Source organism: Burkholderia sp. AW49-1 (assembly GCF_053427845.1).
In genome coordinates this window covers 231,720-250,329 of record NZ_JBSAXF010000002.1, presented here as the reverse complement: position 1 = coordinate 250,329, position 18,610 = coordinate 231,720, and the positions used below count along the sequence as shown (strand labels likewise).

At 63.7% G+C, this 18,610-nt stretch carries 16 protein-coding genes; 11 read left to right on the top strand and 5 right to left on the bottom strand.

From position 1 onward, the window contains the following. Positions 1–368 precede the first annotated feature (368 nt). The 4 genes from ACV22W_RS05865 to arsA are packed head-to-tail and all read left to right on the top strand — an operon-like array spanning position 369 to position 3,538. Entirely contained in the window at positions 369–914 is a 546-nt protein-coding gene (locus tag ACV22W_RS05865) for an aspartate carbamoyltransferase (protein WP_448018438.1), read from the top strand. Positions 915–932: 18 nt separating this feature from the next. Next, positions 933–1,412 (top strand): GNAT family N-acetyltransferase, encoded by a 480-nt coding sequence (locus tag ACV22W_RS05860; RefSeq protein ID WP_448018303.1) that lies wholly within the window; start codon positions 933–935, stop codon positions 1,410–1,412. Then, positions 1,409–1,777 (top strand): arsenite efflux transporter metallochaperone ArsD, encoded by a 369-nt coding sequence (arsD, locus tag ACV22W_RS05855; protein WP_448018302.1) that lies wholly within the window; start codon positions 1,409–1,411, stop codon positions 1,775–1,777. The genes ACV22W_RS05860 and arsD overlap by 4 nt, the downstream gene beginning before the upstream one ends. Positions 1,778–1,786: 9 nt before the next feature. Next, positions 1,787–3,538 carry an arsenical pump-driving ATPase gene (gene arsA / locus ACV22W_RS05850; RefSeq protein ID WP_448018301.1) on the top strand — a complete coding sequence of 584 codons (1,752 nt, stop codon included), beginning with the start codon at positions 1,787–1,789 and terminating at the stop codon, positions 3,536–3,538. A gap of 297 nt (positions 3,539–3,835) precedes the next feature. Here arsA and ACV22W_RS05845 read toward each other — a convergent pair whose 3' ends face one another. The 3 genes from ACV22W_RS05845 to ACV22W_RS05835 form a co-directional block, all read right to left on the bottom strand. After that, on the bottom strand, positions 3,836–5,275 hold the full coding sequence (locus tag ACV22W_RS05845; protein WP_448018300.1) for a DEAD/DEAH box helicase: 1,440 nt from the start codon (positions 5,273–5,275) through the stop codon (positions 3,836–3,838). Positions 5,276–5,404: 129 nt separating this feature from the next. Further along, positions 5,405–6,460 carry an aldo/keto reductase gene (locus tag ACV22W_RS05840; RefSeq protein ID WP_448018437.1) on the bottom strand — a complete coding sequence of 352 codons (1,056 nt, stop codon included), beginning with the start codon at positions 6,458–6,460 and terminating at the stop codon, positions 5,405–5,407. Positions 6,461–6,530: 70 nt separating this feature from the next. Then, the gene (locus ACV22W_RS05835; protein WP_448018299.1) at positions 6,531–7,121 is read right to left on the bottom strand and encodes a flavodoxin family protein; all 591 of its coding nucleotides are present in this window, start codon (positions 7,119–7,121) and stop codon (positions 6,531–6,533) included. Positions 7,122–7,239: 118 nt separating this feature from the next. Here ACV22W_RS05835 and ACV22W_RS05830 point away from each other — a divergent pair, with 118 nt between their 5' ends. The 4 genes from ACV22W_RS05830 (at position 7,240) to ACV22W_RS05815 (ending at position 11,869) form a co-directional block, all read left to right on the top strand. Beyond that, the gene (locus ACV22W_RS05830) at positions 7,240–8,145 is read left to right on the top strand and encodes a LysR family transcriptional regulator (protein ID WP_448018298.1); all 906 of its coding nucleotides are present in this window, start codon (positions 7,240–7,242) and stop codon (positions 8,143–8,145) included. 599 nt (positions 8,146–8,744) lie between these two features. Continuing rightward, positions 8,745–9,221: a RidA family protein gene (locus ACV22W_RS05825; protein ID WP_448018297.1), complete on the top strand. Its 477-nt coding sequence runs from the start codon at positions 8,745–8,747 to the stop codon at positions 9,219–9,221. A gap of 178 nt (positions 9,222–9,399) precedes the next feature. Next, the gene (locus ACV22W_RS05820) at positions 9,400–9,741 is read left to right on the top strand and encodes a DHCW motif cupin fold protein (protein ID WP_448018296.1); all 342 of its coding nucleotides are present in this window, start codon (positions 9,400–9,402) and stop codon (positions 9,739–9,741) included. 235 nt (positions 9,742–9,976) lie between these two features. Continuing rightward, a complete protein-coding gene (locus ACV22W_RS05815; protein WP_448018295.1) occupies positions 9,977–11,869 on the top strand; it encodes an SAM-dependent methyltransferase in 1,893 nt (630 codons plus the stop codon). A gap of 427 nt (positions 11,870–12,296) precedes the next feature. Here ACV22W_RS05815 and ACV22W_RS05810 read toward each other — a convergent pair whose 3' ends face one another. Next, the gene (locus ACV22W_RS05810; protein ID WP_448018294.1) at positions 12,297–13,574 is read right to left on the bottom strand and encodes an aminotransferase class V-fold PLP-dependent enzyme; all 1,278 of its coding nucleotides are present in this window, start codon (positions 13,572–13,574) and stop codon (positions 12,297–12,299) included. Between the two features lie 49 nt (positions 13,575–13,623). After that, positions 13,624–14,952, bottom strand: a complete 1,329-nt coding sequence (gene gltP / locus ACV22W_RS05805) for a glutamate/aspartate:proton symporter GltP (protein ID WP_448018293.1) — start codon at positions 14,950–14,952, stop codon at positions 13,624–13,626. 176 nt (positions 14,953–15,128) lie between these two features. Here gltP and ACV22W_RS05800 point away from each other — a divergent pair, with 176 nt between their 5' ends. The 3 genes from ACV22W_RS05800 to ACV22W_RS05790 all read left to right on the top strand — a co-directional run bounded on the left by ACV22W_RS05800 (position 15,129) and on the right by ACV22W_RS05790 (position 18,552). Then, positions 15,129–16,046, top strand: coding sequence for a LysR family transcriptional regulator (locus tag ACV22W_RS05800; RefSeq protein ID WP_448018292.1), 918 nt, complete (start codon positions 15,129–15,131; stop codon positions 16,044–16,046). Positions 16,047–16,289: 243 nt separating this feature from the next. Then, positions 16,290–17,597, top strand: a complete 1,308-nt coding sequence (locus tag ACV22W_RS05795) for a dicarboxylate/amino acid:cation symporter (RefSeq protein ID WP_059814745.1) — start codon at positions 16,290–16,292, stop codon at positions 17,595–17,597. A gap of 13 nt (positions 17,598–17,610) precedes the next feature. Then, positions 17,611–18,552: an amino acid ABC transporter substrate-binding protein gene (locus tag ACV22W_RS05790; protein ID WP_448018291.1), complete on the top strand. Its 942-nt coding sequence runs from the start codon at positions 17,611–17,613 to the stop codon at positions 18,550–18,552. Positions 18,553–18,610: the final 58 nt, after the last annotated feature.

The window sequence follows — 18,610 nt, the reverse complement described above, 5'->3', positions numbered from 1 at the left end:
ACCAGGACATCAATCGGGGACGAAGGCCTCCGGAATCGCACGTTGCAGATGAGTCGCCCGCCTGCATGCCGAGCGTTTCCCTACGCAGGTCCGACGCTCGGGAACGGCGATCGGGACTCATTTTGGCTTCGCGATCGCCGAATTTGCTCCGCTGATCGATGATCGCCACATCGGGAGTGTGGTTCTCCGGCGCAGCCGCTACCCGGCAATCACGCGGTCTCCAGTGCCAGCGCGATTCCTTGCCCGCCACCTGTGCACAACGTCACGACACCGCACTGGCCCCCACCAAGTGCCCGCCGTATGATTGCACTCGACAGCGAGCAGGATGCTGGCGCCAGGCGCCGGCACGATTCCAGGTGAAATATTCCATGAAACGCCATTCAGCAACAGTCGTCGCTGCATCCATTCTGGTCCTGCTCGGCATGGCGGTTGTTTCGCCGTTCAACCTTGCCGACGCCACCGCACGCCAGAAGGAGGTCGCACAATACGGCGCTGACGTGATGCCGTTCTCGCTCGCGGCCACCACCCACATCTTCACGAAGACGGCCGATGGCGGCATCCAGCGGGTCGTCACGAAGCGTCCGGACGCGCGGCAGGTCACGCTGATCCGCGCGCATCTCGCCGCGATCGCCCGTCGCTTCTCGGCCGGAGACTTCGGCGCGCCTGAGCAGATCCACGGCAACGACATGCCGGGCCTCGCTGTATTGCGTGCGGCCCGACGCGGCGAGCTGACGATTGACTATCACGACGTGCGCCGCGGCGGCGAAATCGTGTACCGCAGCGGGCAGCCTCGTCTTGTCGCCGCGCTGCACGACTGGTTCGATGCCCAACTGTCCGACCACGGACACGACGCGATGGCCGGGCACGATCCGGGCGCGATGCATCACCACCCGGCAGACGCTTCGACGCCATGAACGCAGCGGAGGATTGAAATGAGTACACCGGTTGAGGACATTCGCCGGGCAACCGCCACGGACTTCGACCGTATCCGCGCGTTGCTGGATACCTGCGGGCTTCCGGCGAGCGACCTCACGGCACGGAGCCTCGACGGCTTCCACGTCGCCGTGCGCGACGCCGGGATCGTCGGGGTGGCGGGACTGGAACAAGCCGGCGACGCGGCCCTGTTGCGTTCGGTCGCCGTTCACCCGCGACTGCGCGCGTCCGGTCTGGGCACCCGTCTTATCGACGCTTCCGTTGCGCTAGCGCAAACGCGATCGCTGCGCGCGCTTTACCTTATTCCGAATGACGAAGCCGCCCACGCCTTCTTTGCGCGGCGCGGCTTCACGCAGATCGAGCGGACCCAGATTCCCGAGCCGATTCGCAATCTGCCCGAATTCACGCACCTTTGCCCACAGACGCATCCGTGCTTGTGGAAACCGCTGAATCCCGATTGTTCCGAGGCGCTGCCATGAAGAAACTCGAAGTGTTCGATCCCGCGATGTGTTGCTCGACGGGTGTGTGCGGTGTGGATGTGGACCCCGTGCTGGCGCAGTTCGCCGCGGACCTGAAATGGGTCGAGGCACACGGCGTCACCGTGTCCCGCTACAACCTGGGCCAGGAACCGCAAGCGTTCGCCGCCAACTCCGCGGTGGTCAAGGAAATGGAAGCCGGCATGGAACGCCTGCCGATCCTCGTGATCGATGGCCGCATCGTATCGACGGGCATGTATCCGTCACGCCAGCAGCTTGTGCAGAAACTCGGCATCGCGCTGTCCACGGCGGAAAAACCGCACATCAAGGCCGGCAGCTGCCGCTCGCCGGGCTCAGGCTGTTGCTAGAGAGCGACCATGTCCCTTCCTGAAACGCAAACCCGATATCTCTTTTTCACCGGAAAAGGCGGCGTCGGCAAGACTTCGCTTTCCTGTGCCACCGGCCTCGCCATGGCCGATGCCGGCAAGCGCGTGCTCATCGTCAGCACGGACCCGGCCTCCAATCTCGACGAGGTACTCGGTGTCGGCTTGAGTCAGTCGCCGACGCCCGTGCCCGGCGCGCCAGGCCTGTTCGCGTTGAACATCGACCCCGAAGCGGCCGCGCAGGCCTACCGGGACAGAATGGTCGGCCCCTATCGCGCCGTCTTGCCCGCGGCGGCGATCCGCAATATGGAAGAGCAGTTTTCCGGCGCCTGCACGGTCGAGATTGCGGCCTTTGATGAATTCTCCAAACTGCTCGGCGCCCCGGCCGCGACGGCCGATTTCGATCACGTGATTTTCGATACGGCGCCGACGGGGCACACGCTGCGCCTCCTGACCTTGCCTTCGGCGTGGAACGAATTCATCTCGTCGTCGACGGGCGGTGCCTCCTGCCTCGGGCCGTTAGCCGGGCTCGAAAAGCAGAAAGCGCTGTACGCGGCGACCGTCGAACGCCTGTCGAGTGCGGCGCAAACGACCGTCGTCCTGGTGAGCCGGCCCGAAGTCGCCGCGCTGCGCGAAGCGAATCGCACGCGGTATGAACTGGCCGAACTCGGCGTTCGCAACCAGGTGCTCGCGATCAATGGCCTCTTTGCCACGGACCGGCACGACGACGCCATCGCGACCGCTATGGCCGAACGCGCGCGACAGGCGCTGGCCGCGATGCCGCGCGATCTGGCCGTCTTGCCGCAGACGCGCATTCCGTTGCTACCACGCGGCACGGTAGGGCTGGATGCGCTGCGCGACATGGCGCATCCCGAGCGCGTGCGCTTGCCGACCGAGCGCCAGATGCCCGAAACCGCGTTGCCGCCGGGCCTCGCCGGCCTCGTCGACGAACTGTCGGCCACGGGCCACGGCGTAATCATGACCATGGGCAAAGGCGGTGTAGGCAAGACCACGGTTGCAGCTGCGATCGCCGTCGCGCTGGCCAGGCGCGGACACCACGTGATCCTCTCGACCACCGACCCCGCCTCGCATGTCGCTGCCACCGTCGATGGCGTCGTGCCTCGCCTGAGCGTGACACGCATCGACCCGGCACGGGAAGTGCAGCAGTACACCGAAGATGTGCTGGCCAAAGCGGCATCGCACCTCGATGCGGGCGGCCTGGCCATGCTCGAAGAAGATCTGCGCTCGCCCTGCACCGAGGAAATCGCCGTCTTCAGGGCGTTCGCGCGCACGGTCGATCAAGGCAAGTCCGGCTTCGTGGTGCTGGACACGGCACCGACCGGCCACACCATCCTGCTGCTCGATGCCGCCGAGGCCTATCACCGCGAAGTGATGCGCACACAGGGCGACATGCCCGAGTCGGTTCGTCAGTTGCTGCCGCGCCTGCGCGACCCGAATTACAGCCGGATCCTCATCGTCACGTTGCCGGAAGCGACGCCCGTTCATGAAGCCGAACGTCTGAGCGCCGACCTCGCGCGCGCCGGCATCACGCCGTACGCGTGGGTCATCAACCAGTCGCTACTCGCGAGCGGCACGGCCGATCCGATTTTGTGTCAGCGGGGCACTGAAGAGGTGCCGTTCGTGCGCCGCGTGGCGGACAACCTGGCGCAGCGTACCGCTCTGATTCCGTGGTTGGCCGAGGCGCCGGTCGGCGCGGCCGGCCTCGAGCACGTGATTGCGCCGTAGGTAGTCACGTCGTGCAATGCACCGACCGCCGTCTTTAAACTCAATGTGCCGCGTGACCGCCGGAACTCGAATCAGGAGATGGAACGAAAGCGAATGCCGGCAGACATCGATGTCCTGGTCATCAGAGGCGGCCAAGTCGGGCTTGCCACCGCCTACTTCCTGTGTCGTGCTTGTCCGAGCGCGCGACCGCCGAACGGCGGGCGCTACGGGAGGGATGGGCACACGACTTCGACGCGAACGGGTGGTTTTGGCGACACCGGCCCCAATGCAGGCGTTGGCCAGCCCCACCGATCGGCGTCAGCGCGTCCCGCGCCCCCCCGCGGGCTTGCCTGCCGGCTTCCGCGAACCCGCCGGCGTCTTGCCCGCAGGTTTGCCGCGCGGCTTTTGCACGCTGAATGGGCTACCGCTCGACAGGCTTGCCCCCTTGCCCGCAAGCGCGGCGCGCTGCCCCGCGGGCTTGCGTTTGCCTTCCCCGCCTTGCGGTCGCGGCTTTTTGCCGGCCACCGGCATGACGCCCGCCCCCGCTTGCGGCACCTTGGGCTTCTTCGGCTTTTTGGGTTTCTTGATGATCTGCCCGGTCGCGCTGGTTTCCGGCACGCGGTGCTCGGCTTCGAAACCCGGCTCTTCCTCACGGCGCAGCGTTTGCCGGATCAGCGCCTCGATCGCGGCCAGTTGTGGTGCTTCATCGGCACACACGAGCGACACCGCCACACCGCTTGCGCCCGCGCGACCGGTACGGCCGATACGGTGCACGTAGTCTTGCGCGACGATCGGCAGATCGACATTGATCACCAGCGGCAGGTCGTCGATATCCAGCCCGCGCGCGGCCACATCGGTCGCGACCAGCATCTGCACTTCGCCCGTCTTGAAGCGCTCGAGCGCACGCAGGCGCGCGGGTTGCGGCTTGTCGCCGTGGATCGTGTCGACCGCATAACCCGCATCATTCAGCATGGCCGCCAGGTAATCCACGCCATTGCGGGTCTTGACGAACACCAGCGCGTGGTCCCAGTTGTTCTCGGCCACCAGGTGCATGAAGAGGTCGGGCTTGTTCCGCTTGTCCACCGGCACCACCCACTGCTTGATCTTGCTGGCGGTGACGTTGGGCGGGCTGACGCTGATATTGACCGGACTGCGCAGAATGCTCGCCGCCATCGCGCGGATGTCGTCGGTAAACGTCGCGGAAAACAGCAGCGTCTGGCGCTGCACCGGCAATGCGGCAAAGACGGCGTTGAGTTCGCGCGCGAAGCCCAGATCCAGCATGCGGTCGGCTTCATCCAGCACCAGCGTCTGGACTTGATCGAACTGCACGGCGTTCTGGCGATTGAGGTCCAGCAGACGGCCCGGCGTGGCGACGAGCACATCCACGCCCTTGCGCAACTTCATCATCTGCGGGTTGATGCTCACGCCGCCATAGGCGGCCAGAAACCGCAAGTCGAGGCCCTTGCCGTACTCGACGAAACTCTGCAGCACCTGTTCGGCCAGTTCGCGCGTGGGCACCAGCACCAGAACGCGCGCGCGGTTGCTGGACACCGCCGGCCCGTGCTGCACCAGCCGCTGCAGCAGCGGCAGCGCGAAACCCGCCGTCTTGCCGGTGCCGGTCTGCGCCGCGGCCATGACGTCCTTGCCACCGAGCACCGCGGGAATCGCCTTGGCCTGCACCGGCGTGGGTGTCTGGTAATTGAGGCCCTGCAGATTACGCAGCAAGGGATCGATCAGGCCTAGCGAGGCAAAAGACATGGACGTGTTCCGGGCTAAAACCGCAATTCTAGCGGTTGCGGCGACGATCGCCGTGCGGATACCCGGTACGGAGCGGCGTTCAGCGTCGGGCGATCCCGTCGAGCACGACAAGGATCGCCGTCGGCCGCCCTATTTCGACACCGCACGCGTGAAAGGCCGCGGCACCCTGCCCGCCGCCTGACGGTCGATCATCCAGCCGGGATAGTCGGGAGGCAATGCGCTCACGGCATCGAGCTGCGCAAGCTCGTCCCCGGTCAGCACGATATCGGCAGCACCGAGATTGTCTTCGAGCTGTTCGACGCGTTTGGCGCCGATGATGATGCTCGTGACATGCGGCTTGGCGAGCAGCCACGCGAGCGCGATCCGGGCGACCGACACGCCTCGCGCGTCCGCGATCGCGCGCATCGCTGCAACGCACGGCCAGGCGCGCTCGAGGTCGACCGGCGGAAAATCGAAATGGCTGCGCCGCGAACCCGCTTCGGTCGGCGCGCCGGGGCCGAACTTGCCCGACAGCAGCCCGCCGGCGAGCGGCGACCAGACGAGGAGCGCCATCTGCTCCTCGATCACGAGCGGCACCAGTTCGCGCTCCACGTCGCGTCCGGCGATCGAATAGTAGGCCTGCAGCGTCTCGAAGCGCGTCGCATGGAGCGCTTCGCTGAGCCCGAGCGCCTTGCCGATCTTTCCGGCGCGCCAGTTCGAGACACCGACATGGCGGACCAGCCCCTGACGCGTCAGATCGTCGAGCGCCCGCAGCGTCTCTTCGATCGGTGTCACGGGATCGTTCGCGTGGATCTGGTAAAGGTCGATATGGTCGACCTGCAACCGCTCCAGGCTTCGCTGCACGGAATCCATGATGTGGCCTCGCGACGCGCCCTGATCGTTGGGTTTCGCGCCCATCACGCCTGCGGTCTTCGTCGCCAGCACGATCTCGCTGCGTGCGACGCCGAGGTCCCGAAGCGCCTGTCCGACGAGTCGTTCTGACTGGCCGAAGGAGTAGATGTCGGCGGTATCGATGAAATTGATTCCCTCGTCCAGTGCACGGGAGATCAGTCGGGTCGCGTCGTCCTGGCCGACCGCGCCGATCGCGGCCCACATGCCGGCATCGGCATTGCCGCCCAGCGTCATCGTGCCGAGACACAGCTCGGAGACGTACAGGCCGGTGCGGCCCAGTTGCTTGTATTTCATGGCCGTTTCCTTCGAGGTCGGCGGGAAAAGTGCGGCGGCGTCCGTTCCGGGGCGTCCCGCACGCCAGATTTCAGCTGATGCGAGCGTGTCCTGCCCGGAATTGTCCGGCGATCGTTGCCACCCGTGCGCCATAGCGGCGTGCCGTCTCGAGATCCCCAGGCGACATTTCATCGGGCGACGCATCGGCCGGCGTCTGCGCCATCGGCGCGATATAGGAGCCCATGCGATTCAGGTCGTCACGCATCGACGCCTTCAGGTTCGCCGGCTTGATGTCCATGCTCACCCAGATGCCGCCGTGCTGCCCCGCAAGCAAAACGAAGTATTCGAGCGTATTGAGCTTGTCGCCGTTGATGCTTGCGCTGTTGGTGAAGCCGCCGAAGATCTTGTTGCGCCACGCGCCTTCGAACCAGGCCTTCGACGACGCATCGGCGAACTTCTTGAACTGCCAGCTGGGACCGCCCATGTAGGTCGGTGAGCCGAACAGGATGGCATCCGCCCCTGCAAGCGCGTCCCACGCGTCCTGCGGGATGTTGCCATCAACGTCGATTGCGACGAGAACGCCGCCGGCGCCCTCGGCGATAGCCCTCGCCATGCGTTCGGTATGCCCGTAGCCGGAGTGATAGACGACGATCGTTTTAACCGGAGAGACGTGCTGTGTCATCGCTGTGCCCTTTCGTTCAGGTGGTCGTCGGGGGACGACATCGGAAGGCACTTTACTGAGTTCAAATTGAGTTATAAATGACGGCCGATTGAACGTTCTGTTACTCCCGGGGAGAACAATGCAAAACCTCGACGCGCTGTTGATCTTCGCCCGTGTCGCCGAAATGACGAGCTTCACGCGCGCGGCCGAAAGCCTGGGCATCCAGAAAGGACGGGTGTCGATGGTGATCCGCGCGCTCGAGCGCGACGTGGGCGTCGCGCTCCTGCATCGGACGACGCGCAGCGTGCAGTTGACCGAGGACGGACGCGCCTTTTACGCGCGCGCGCGGGACCTGCTGGCCGACGTACAGGAACTGCAGTCGATGTTTTCCGGCAATGGCACGCGGCTGCGCGGACGATTGCGTGTCGACATGCCCACCGAGCTCGCGCGCAGCGTCGTGGTTCCCGCGCTGCCACAACTGATGGCGATGCATCCGGAGCTGGAACTGGAACTTTCGAGCACCGATCGGCGCGTCGATCTCGTCCAGGAAGGATTCGATTGCGTGATCCGTCTGGGGCCGATCGTGGACGAGACGTTGATTGCCCGGCCGTTGGGCCGCCTGCGCATGATCAATGCGGCGAGTCCCGGCTATCTGGCGCGGTATGGCGTGCCGCAAACGCTCGATGATCTCCTCGGTCAGGGACACCGGATGGTCCACTACGCGCTGACACTCGGCGCGCGGCACCCCGGGTGGGAATATCCGAGCGGCGACGGCTATGCCACGCTTGCATTGCCGAGCGCGATGCAGGTCAACAACGTGCAGACCTATCACGCAGCCGGGCTCGCGGGCATCGGGTTGATCCAGGCCGGGTATTCGGCGCTCGCGAATCATATCGAACGCGGCGCCCTGGTCGAGGTGCTGCCCGATCTGCGTCCCGAACCTCTCGCGGCGTCGCTCGTCGTCGCGCATCGGCGCAATCTGTCGCCGCGCGTTCGGGCGTTCATGGACTGGATCGAGGAGGTGCTGGAGCCGTATTTCGATTGAGGGCGGTATGTAGATGAAGGCCCCTCATCACGACCACGATGTCCTACGGCGATGCCGCTCTTGTGCTATCAGCGGATTCTGGTGCGGCATCGGGCTAGACCTACATGACGCCGACCGTCGCGTTGATGATCGGCTGAACTGCCGGTGAACGCGTTGGCATGCTGGAAGTCGCGGCCATCGTCCTGATTCTGGCGAGCATCGCGCTTTTGCAGATTGGACGTCAACGCGCGGCACGGGATCCGGGCCAAGCAGTTCGCGCTGCCGACGCTCGCCCCTAGATCGGCTACCAGAGCACGCCATCTCGGGAATTGCGACTGAGCTGCCGACGTGCGCCCGTGCCGGATTCATGACACTCGATCGACGGCAGGTCGCCAACGAAGCAGCCAGACGCGTCGAATGGCTCACATCGGCGGCGGATTCCACCGTTCGAGGCATCACGTGGTTCGATCACGATCGGCTCCACGTTCCCGCAAATGGACGTTTCATCAATAGGATCACCTCACTCACGCGGAGACCGTCGTGGATATAACACCGGCAGACATGCCAAAATGACAAGCGAAGCTGCTCTACCTTTCGCGTTCAAACCGAGTACTAAAACCATGACCGCCACGACAACTGCCGATCGCATTCGAAGTTTAGGTTTGGTGCTGCCTCCAGTTCCCTCCCCGATCGCCAACTTCGTGAGCTGGCGTCGATCCGGCCAGATTCTTTATTTATCTGGTCAGGGGCCACGTGATGCTTCTGGCTCAGTTATCAGGGGAAAATTAGGTCGGAATTATAGTATCGATCGTGGCTACGCCGACGCTCGTCAAGTTGGTCTACAGCTTTTATCGACGATTCAGCAGGCGGTGGGGTCGCTTGACCACGTGGAGGGAGTTTTGAAGATCTTCGGAATGGTAAACGCCGAGCCCGATTTCTGTGATCACCCGAAGGTCATTAATGGATGCTCAGACCTGTTGGTCGAGGTTCTAGGTGATCGCGGCCGACACGCCAGGTCGGCGGTCGGGATGGGCTCTCTGCCAAACGGAATGTCCGTAGAAATCGAAGCGATCATCGAGATCGTGAATGGACACTAAGGCGTCGCCAGGGGCCTCTCTCCAAGCGTGGCATGCAGGCGTCGTCGATCGTCGGAAATCAGATGATCAATAAAGTCGTTGTTCTTGCCTCAAGCTGCTCGAGTGCGGAAAAAGCATTCTGAGCACCGTGGTAAATTGACCTGCGCGTAAAAAGTGGACCTGCATAGGAATCTACAGAATGAAAATGGATGCATTTGCGTTCGGCACGATCAACTGGGCGGCAGTCGAAAAAACGGAGCACCAAGGCGAAACCGGTATGGCTTATTGGCGCACACGGTTTTTCGGTGATCACCCGAATCAAATTCGCGTGCGGATGGTCGAATACACCCCCGGCTACCTTGCAGATCATTGGTGCAAAAAGGGACATATTCTTTTCTGCATGGAAGGCGAACTGGAAACGACACTCGAGGATGGGCGGAAGTTCGTTTTGACAGCGGGCATGAGCTACCAGGTAGGCGACAACGCGGAGCCACATCAGTCCTATACCAGAACGGGTGCGAAGCTCTTCATTGTGGACTGAAGCCCGGCTCGCTATCTCGGCATCCAAGCCGACGGAGCCCTTGAGATGGCAGAGCAAGCGGAGGCTTGATGGCATCGCGACCGACGAGCGGTCGCTTGCCGGCCAAAACTACCCAATCGACGACCACCGCACGTTTCGGCGCAGGCAGGCTGCCCCCGGCGCGCAAGCGCGTCGATTTCGCTTGCACCTGACGCCACGTCAGCTTTTATGGTTGGCACAGACGACTGGGAAAGCAATGCGACTAAAAATCGGCGAACTGGCAAAGAAGGCGGGATTGAGTGTCCGTGCCCTGCACCACTACGACGCAATCGGGCTGCTGTCACCGTCGCAGCGTACCGACGGAGGCGCGCGCCTGTATGGGCAGGACGACCTGATCCGTCTGCATCGCATCGAGGCCCTGAAGCGGTTCGGATATTCGCTGCCGGACATCAAGGCCAGCCTCGACGGTCAACCGGCCCTCATTCCGCTGCAGCTTCTGCGACGTCAGATCACGGAGCTGAATGCGCAGGCACTGCGCGCGCAGCGCCTTGGCCGTCACTTGCAATACATCGTCGACATGGTCTTCGCGGGCAGCGAGATCGCGGCGACCGATTGGATGAATGCTCTGGAGCTGATGAACATGTACCAAAAGCATCTCGATGACGAGGAACTCGATACGCTGTTGGCATCCGGACCGGAAACGGTGCCGCCGTCGGATCCGGCATGGGCCGGTCTGATCGACGAGGTCTGCGGTGCCATGCAGGAGGCGTTGCCGACCGAAAGCGATGCGGCTCAGGCACTGGCTTGGCGCTGGATCAGGCTCGTGATCCGAATGACCCGTAATGACCCGGACCTCGCGACCAAGCTGATGATGATGCAGCTCCGCGAGCCGCGCGCCAGGCAAATCGTCGGCATTACGATAGAGATGCTGGAATGGATCGACGAGGCCTTCACGCATGCACGCTGCGCGCTGTTCGCGAAGTACCTCACCCCGGCACAGGCCGACGAGGTGCGGCGTCGCCAATTCGCCACCGCGAAAAATCGTGCATGGCCAGCGCTGGTGGTCAAACTGAGGGCAAATATGGAAGCGGGAGTCGACGCCGGTGCCGCGCCGGTGCAGGCCATCGTCAAGCGCTGGCAGCAACTGTTTCGAGACAGCTTTTGCGGAGACGATGCTGTCCTGGAGGCACGTGTGCGCGATGCCATGATGCGCGAACCGGATCTGCAACTTGGCGTCGGCCTCGACGATTCGCTATTGGCCTATCTGCACAAGGCACATATCGTCGGCCGTGACATGTCGCCAATCGACGCCGGGCCCAAGCCGAGCGCGTTGATGGTGGCGACGCAGCGTGCCGCGCATCAACTGCTCGATCGGCCGTTGGTGCTTGATGATCCCTTTGCGCTGACTATCCTCGGTGCCGTCCAAGCACAGGTACTGCGTGACAATATCGACCGGTTCCGCGATCCGGCGTCGGTGGGCATGCGTAGTTCCGTGATCGTCCGCAGCCGGCTTGCCGACGACGTGTGGAGCGAGGCTGTCGAACGCGGCATTCTCCAGCATGTGGTTCTCGGGGCGGGGCTCGATACCAGCGCGTTCCGGCATCCCGATACACCGGCTCGCATCTTCGAGGTTGATTTGCCGGCGACGCAGGCATGGAAGCAGGCCCGCCTGCGCGAGGCAGGCATAGCGGTGCCGCCGTCGCTTCATTTCGTGCCGGTTGACTTCGAGCGCGTCGGACTTGCAGAGGGATTGGCGCGTGCGGGTTTCGATGCTGATGCACCGGCCATTTTCAGTTGGCTCGGCGTGACGATGTATCTCGATGAGGCGGCAGTCTTTGAGACGTTGCGCTTTATCGCCGGTTGCGCCAAGGGCAGCGCGGTCCTGTTCGAATATGTGACGCCACTTTCAAGCTTGCCGTCGATCATGCGTATTGCGATGGAGCAGTTGACGGCCCGATTCGCCGAGCGCGGCGAGCCGTGGAAAACCTTCTTTGAACCGGCTGTCATTACCGAGACGTTGGGTGCATTGGGATTCAACCACATCAATGCGTGGACACCTGAGGAATTGAACCAGCGCTATCTTTCGAACCGCGATGACGGACTGCTCATCGGTGTGACACCCGCGCGCCTGATTCTTGCAACGGTCTGAGACTACTTCCCGGATGGATGCGTTCCATACGGCGATCCACGCGTGACTTTCACTTCAACGACGTCGTGATTTTCAACGTGTGCCTCGGTCAAGACCGATGACCGTCGTGCCATGTTGGACGCCGGGCGGTGCTCCTCTCACGAGAACAGAATCTCCGCCTCTTCCCGGATCTTCAAGATTCCTTCTTTTCCTGGCATCTGCAATGCAACACGGCGCAGGTTCGAAGTTGGGCAGGAACGCGCGAGCACACATTCATGTTCTGCATCGCGTCGAACGGATTCTCCGGCGCCGCATCGGGCACCCGGCGCGCCAAGCGGCCCTCATGTGCACTCGGTTGGCTCTGCCGGTCATAGCGCGAACCTGTCGCGACGCGCGCTTTCCGGCGCCGGATGCGACACGGGCCGGAATATCCGGTCCGCGCCGACGATCAGCGGGCCGCCGCGAGCGTTTCGGTAATCGCCAGGAATCGTGCGATATCGTCCGGCGAATGACAATGGAGCGGCGATATCCGTACCGCGCCATCGAGCCCGAACGACTTCAGCATCCGTCCCGAATACAGGCTCGACGCGACGCGTTCGTAGACGATCACGCCGTGCTGCTCGTACGCCCGCACCGCTCGCGTCGGTTCGAGGTTCGCGAAGCCGATCCCGACGATCAGGTCGCGCGTCGTCAGGTCGCCGTGATCCCAGTAGACCTCGACACCGTCGATCGACCGCAACCCGCAATGACCGCCATACCCGTCGAGCAACGCGGCCAGCAACGCACGCTCATGCAGTTCGATCCGGTGCATGCCCTCGACGAACAGCGTGCGCCGATCGTCCGAATCGCGGAAGTACCGGCCGATCCAGGTCACGTAATCGACGATCGACGTCACGACCGCGAACTGCGCGGGCGCCGGACTGCCGAGTTCCCATACGCCGGTCTCCTTCGCGGCAAGCCGGTGGTGCGGCAACGCGGCCGCGCGCGGCGACAGCCACGAGATGCCCGAGCCGCGACAACCGAAGAACTTGTACGGCGCGAAGTTGATGCCGTCGACCGGCGTGCGCTGCACGTCGATAATGCCGTGCGGCGCATGCTGGACCGCGTCGACGACGATGAACAGGTCCGGCTTCTTCTCCCTCGCACGGGCAACGATCGTCTCGATGTCAAATTTCGCGCCGGAGATGTTCGACGCGAACATCACGCTGAGCAGCGCGGTGTCGGCGTCGACCAGCGACACGATTGCATCGACGTCCACGCCGCCGGTCTCCGGATTGCTCGGCGCGATGCGCAGCGCCTTGCCGGTGCGTTGCGCGTAATACGTCATCGCATCATAGGACGACGGATGCTCGAGCACGGTCGTCACCGCGTTGGTGCCCGGCACGTTCTCCATGATCGCGCGCACCATGTCGAACATCGCGCCCGACGCCGTCAGCGACGCGTACACGGTGCCGCCGCGCGCGTTCAGGATGGTGCGAACGTCGTCCTCGCCGCGCGACTGAAGCGCCTGGAGATCGAGCGCGCGCTCATGGATGCGCTCCGGGCAGTCGGGCAGCGCGTCGATCCGCGCGTACGCGTCGACTGCGGCCTTCAGCCGGAACGATCCGCCCGCGTTGTCGAAAAACAGCCGCGCGCGGCCGTCGATATCGTGATCGACGTGATGAAAGCGCGTCTTGACCTGCTTCATCAACGCGTCGGGAAAAAGTGCCCCACGGGGACTGCTCATCTTCGATGCTCCTGTTTGCTTCCGAATGTTGTGCAATGCATGGCGGCGTTCAGCCGCGCAGCGATTCGAGGTATGCGCGGCCCTTGTCCGCGTCGTACTGGCCTTCCCATTTCGCGATGACGAGCGGCGCAAGCGCGTTGCCGACGAGATTCAGCGCGGTACGCCCCATGTCCATGATCCGATCCACGCCGGCAATGAACGCCAGCCCTTCGAGGGGCAGCCCCGCGCTTGCGAGCGTGGCGAGCATGATCACGAACATGAAGCCCGGCACGCCCGCGGCGCCTTTCGACGTGACAACCATGGTCAGCGTCAGCAGGATCTGCTGCTGCCAGCCGAGATGCACGCCGTACAGTTGCGCGACGAACAGCGTGCCGATGCCGAGATAGATCGACGCGCCGTCGAGGTTGAATGTATAGCCGGTCGGCACCACGAAGGTCGTGATGCTCTTCGGCACGCCATAGTCCTCCATCTTCTTCATCAGTTGCGGCAGCACGGTCGCCGAACTGCAGGTCGAGAACGCGATGATCAGCTCGTCCTTGATCACGCGCAGCAGCGTGAGGATGCGGAACCCGAACAACCGCGCGGTCAGGCCGAGCACGACGAACGCGAACAACAGGATGGCGAAGTAAGTCACGGCGACCAGCTTCACCAGCGGCAGCAGCGACCCGAAGCCGAAGCTCGCGACCGTCACAGCGATCAACGCGCACACCCCGACAGGCGCATAAAGCATCACCATGTTCGTCACCTTGAACATCGCATCGGCGACGCCCTTGAGCATCGCGAGCACCGGCTTTCGGTGTTCTTCCGGCACGGTTTGCAGGCCGAGCCCGAACAGCAGCGAAAAGAAGATCACCGGCAGCAGGTCGCCCTTCGCCATCGACGCGACGATGTTGTCCGGGATGATGCCGAGCACCAGCGCCATCAGTCCGTGATGCGCCTGCTGCACCTGTTGCGTGGCTTGCTGGTAGCGGGAAATGTCCGTGTGCCCCAGTTGCGACATGTCGGTGCCGACGCCCGGTTGCAGCACGTTGCCGATCACGAGCCCGAGTACGATCGCGATCGTCGTGACCACCTCGAAATAGAGCAGCGTCTTCAGGCCGATGCGGCCAAGCGACTTGCCGTCGCCGACGCCCGCGATGCCGATCACCATGCTCGTGAACACGATCGGCACGACGATCATCCGCACGAGCTTGATGAAGATGTCGCCTGCCGGCTGAAGGAGGCCGGACACGGCCGTGTCGCGCAATTGCGGAACCCGGTTCAGCACAAGCCCAGTCGCGATGCCGACGACGAGCCCGATGACGATCTGCCAGGCGAGACCAATACGCGGCTTGCGCGCCGCGTCGACGATGGGCGGGGATTCAATGACGGTGTCCATGCTGTCTCCACAATGAAGGGGTTCGATTGAACGCTGGGTGCGATGGGGCGCGCTTTCCGACGGATGCGTTGGCAGAACAACGCAACGGAAGAACCTTAAGCAGCCGAAATAGGTAAAAAAAGCGATTTTTTGATATGCGAAAATATCGCTTTTTCTCATCTATCGGGCGCAAGGTCATGCTCACGTTCAAACAGATGGAAGCGCTGTACTGGATCGTGCAACTCGGTTCCTTCGAGGCAGCGGCGACGCGCCTCAACACGACGCAATCGGCCGTGTCGAAACGGATCCAGGAGCTCGAACGCGCGTTTGACCTGACGGTGTTCGATCGAGCGCATCGCAGCGCCCGACTCACCGACAAGGGCGCAGAACTGTTCGAGCACGCGAAGGAACTGCTCCAGCAGCGCGACCGCGTCGTCGAGCGGATGAGTTCGAAGGAAGCGCTGGTGCGGTATGTCCGGATCGGCGTGACCGAACTGACCGCGTTGACCTGGCTGCCGCGCCTGATCACTGCGATCCAGGCCGCCTATCCGCGCGTGCACGTGGAGGCGGAGGTGGACTTGACCGCGGTGCTGCGGGAACGTCTCGCGGCCGACACGATCGACTTGATCGTCGTCCCGCAGATTCATGCGACGGAATCGTTCGCGGCGGCAGCGATCGGCGAAGTCGACAATGCGTGGATGTGCGCGGCCGGGTTCATGCCGGCGCGCAAGACGGCGATTTCGTTGACGGACGTCGCTCGGTTTCCGCTGATCCTGCAAGGAACCCTGTCGGGCACGGGGCACCTTTACACGCGCTTTCTGCAGGAACATGGCGTCGCGATGCAACGCGTGCTGACGAGCAACAGCCTGATCGCGCAAATCGGCCTGACGCTGTCGGGTCTGGGTGTCAGCTATCTGCCGACGGCATGCGTCGCGCATCTGGTGGCGTGCGAGGCGCTAGAGATCGTGCGTACGCGGCCGGCGCTGCCGCCGGTGCGCTACGTCGCGCTGCATCGCGCCGAGCGGACTCATTCACTGACCGCCGAAATCGTCCGGCTGGCGGCGCAGGTGTGCGATTTCAGCACAAGCCTGCTGGACCCCGGCGCACACGACTAGTCCGCCCCCACTACTGGAAGCGCCCTCGTGGCCCCATGAGAAGCCATGTGCTGCTCCGCACAAACCGGATATCGGGTTGCGCCAGCCCCGGGCACGGGGGGCCACCGGTGCAATCGTCGCCGGCCAATTCGTCGCGACACGGTGCTAACGCAAACCCGCCCCCGGTTGCACTGTTCATCGCCGTTTGCGTCCTGTATTGTCCTTCCATCGCCGGTTGCGGAACCGGTGCATGGGAGGCTCACGATGCAGAAAAAAAATGCTGCAGCCGTCTGGATCCTGATCGCGATGGTGGCAGGCATCCTGATCGGCTACATGATCTTCACGAGCTTTCCTGACAAAAAGGCCACCACCGAGATCGCCGGATACATCTCGCTCATCTCCGACGTGTTCCTGCGCCTGATCAAGATGGTGATCGGGCCGCTCGTCTTCTCCACGCTGGTCGTCGGCATCGCGCACATGGGCGACGCGGCATCGGTCGGGCGCGTGTTCGCGAAATCCATCGGCTGGTTCATCACCGCGTCGCTGATCTCGCTGCTGCTCGGGCTATTCATGGCGAACCTGCTGCGGCCCGGCGACAACCTCGGCCTGCCGCTGCCGGACATCGGCGCATCGGCGAATCTCGCGACGTCCAAGTTCACGCTCAAGGATTTCGTCGGCCACATGGTGCCGAGGTCGTTCGCCGAGGCGATGAGCAACAACGAGATCCTGCAGATCGTCGTGTTCTCGATGTTCTTCGGCGTGGCGCTCGCCGCGCTCGGCGAGCGCGGCAAGATCCTCGTGGCCGCGATCGACCAGCTGTCGCACGTGATGCTCAAGATCACCGGCTACGTGATGAAGCTCGCGCCGCTCGCGGTGCTGGCCGCGATGGCCGCGACGGTCGCGGTCAACGGGCTGTCGGTGTTGCTGAAGTTCGCGGTGTTCATGGGCGACTTCTACGTGAGCCTGTTCCTGCTCTGGACCTTGCTCGTCTGTGCGGGTCTGCTGTTCCTCGGCCGCCGTGTATTCAAGCTGCTGGTGCTGATCAGGGAAGCGTTCATGCTGTCGTTCGCGACGGCCAGCTCGGAAGCCGCGTATCCGAAGATCCTCGACGCGCTCGACCGGTTCGGCGTCCGGCGCAGAATTTCGAGCTTCGTGATGCCGATGGGCTATTCGTTCAACCTCGACGGCTCGATGATGTACTGCACCTTCGCGGCACTGTTCATCGCGCAGGCGTACAACATTCATCTATCGCTCGGCACGCAGATCACGATGCTGCTGGTCCTGATGCTCACGTCGAAGGGGATGGCCGGCGTGCCGCGCGCGTCGCTGGTCGTGATCGCCGCCACGCTGCACCAGTTCGGGCTTCCGGAGGCCGGGCTGCTGCTGATCCTCGGCGTCGACACGTTCCTCGACATGGGCCGCTCGGCCACCAACGCGGTTGGCAACTCGATCGCCAGCGCCGTGGTTGCGAAGTGGGAAGGCCAGCTCATGTCGGAGGCGGAAGCCGAGGCCAACCTGGCGCGCATCGACGCGGAGCAGGAAGGGACGATCGCGCATCCGGCGGATGTCTGACGGAGGCCCGGCGATGAAGATGCAGCGATTCTGGCGTGCGCTCGCGCTCGCAGGCCTGCTTGCCGCGAGCGCCACCGCGCACGCGGAAGATGCGCCGTCCACGACGCCGCGCGTCGAGCCGTTCGCGCCGGCCCAACTGACCGGCACGCTCGCGAAGGTGCGCAGCAGCGGCACGATCGCGATCGGCTATCGCGACGCGTCGATCCCGTTCTCGTACCTGAATGCGCGCAACCAGCCGATCGGTTATTCGATCGAGCTTTGCAAGGCGCTCGTGTCGTCGATCGAGGATGCGGTCAACAAGAGCCTGACGATCCGCTGGGTGCCGGTCACGTCCGACAACCGCATCGACGCGGTGGTCAACGGCACGGTCGATCTGGAATGCGGCTCCACGACGAGCAACCTGGAGCGCCAGAAGCGCGTGGCGTTCTCGCCGATCATCTTCGTGGCCGGCACGAAGGTGATGGTGAAGCGAGGCTCGCCGATCCGCTCGTTCCGCGATCTCGCGGGCAAAAAAGTCGCGGTGACCGCCGGCACGACCAACGAGAAGGCGCTGCGCGACCTGGACGCGCGGTTCAGGCTCGGGATCCAGCTGCAGGTGGTGCCGGACCATGCGCAGGGCTTCGCGCTCGTCGCGAACGGTCAAGCCGACGCGTTCGCGACGGACGACGTGCTGCTGTACGGCCTGATAGCCGAGAACGCGGGCAAGGGCGGCAAGTACGACGTGGTTGGCGATTTCCTGTCATATGACCCGTACGGAATCATGTTCCGCAAGGACGATCCGCAGCTCGCGCAGGTCGTGAAAAGCACGTTCGAGGAGTTGGCCGTCGACGGCGAGATCACGCGACAGTACAAGCGCTGGTTCCTGCGCCCGCTTCCGTCGGGCATGAGTCTCAACCTGCCGATGAGCCCGCAACTGGAGACCATCATCGAGACGATCGGCGTCAAGGGCGAATGAGATTGCGCGGCTGACCGCACGGATGCATGTAAAAGCGGCCCCGGTGTCTGAGCGGACA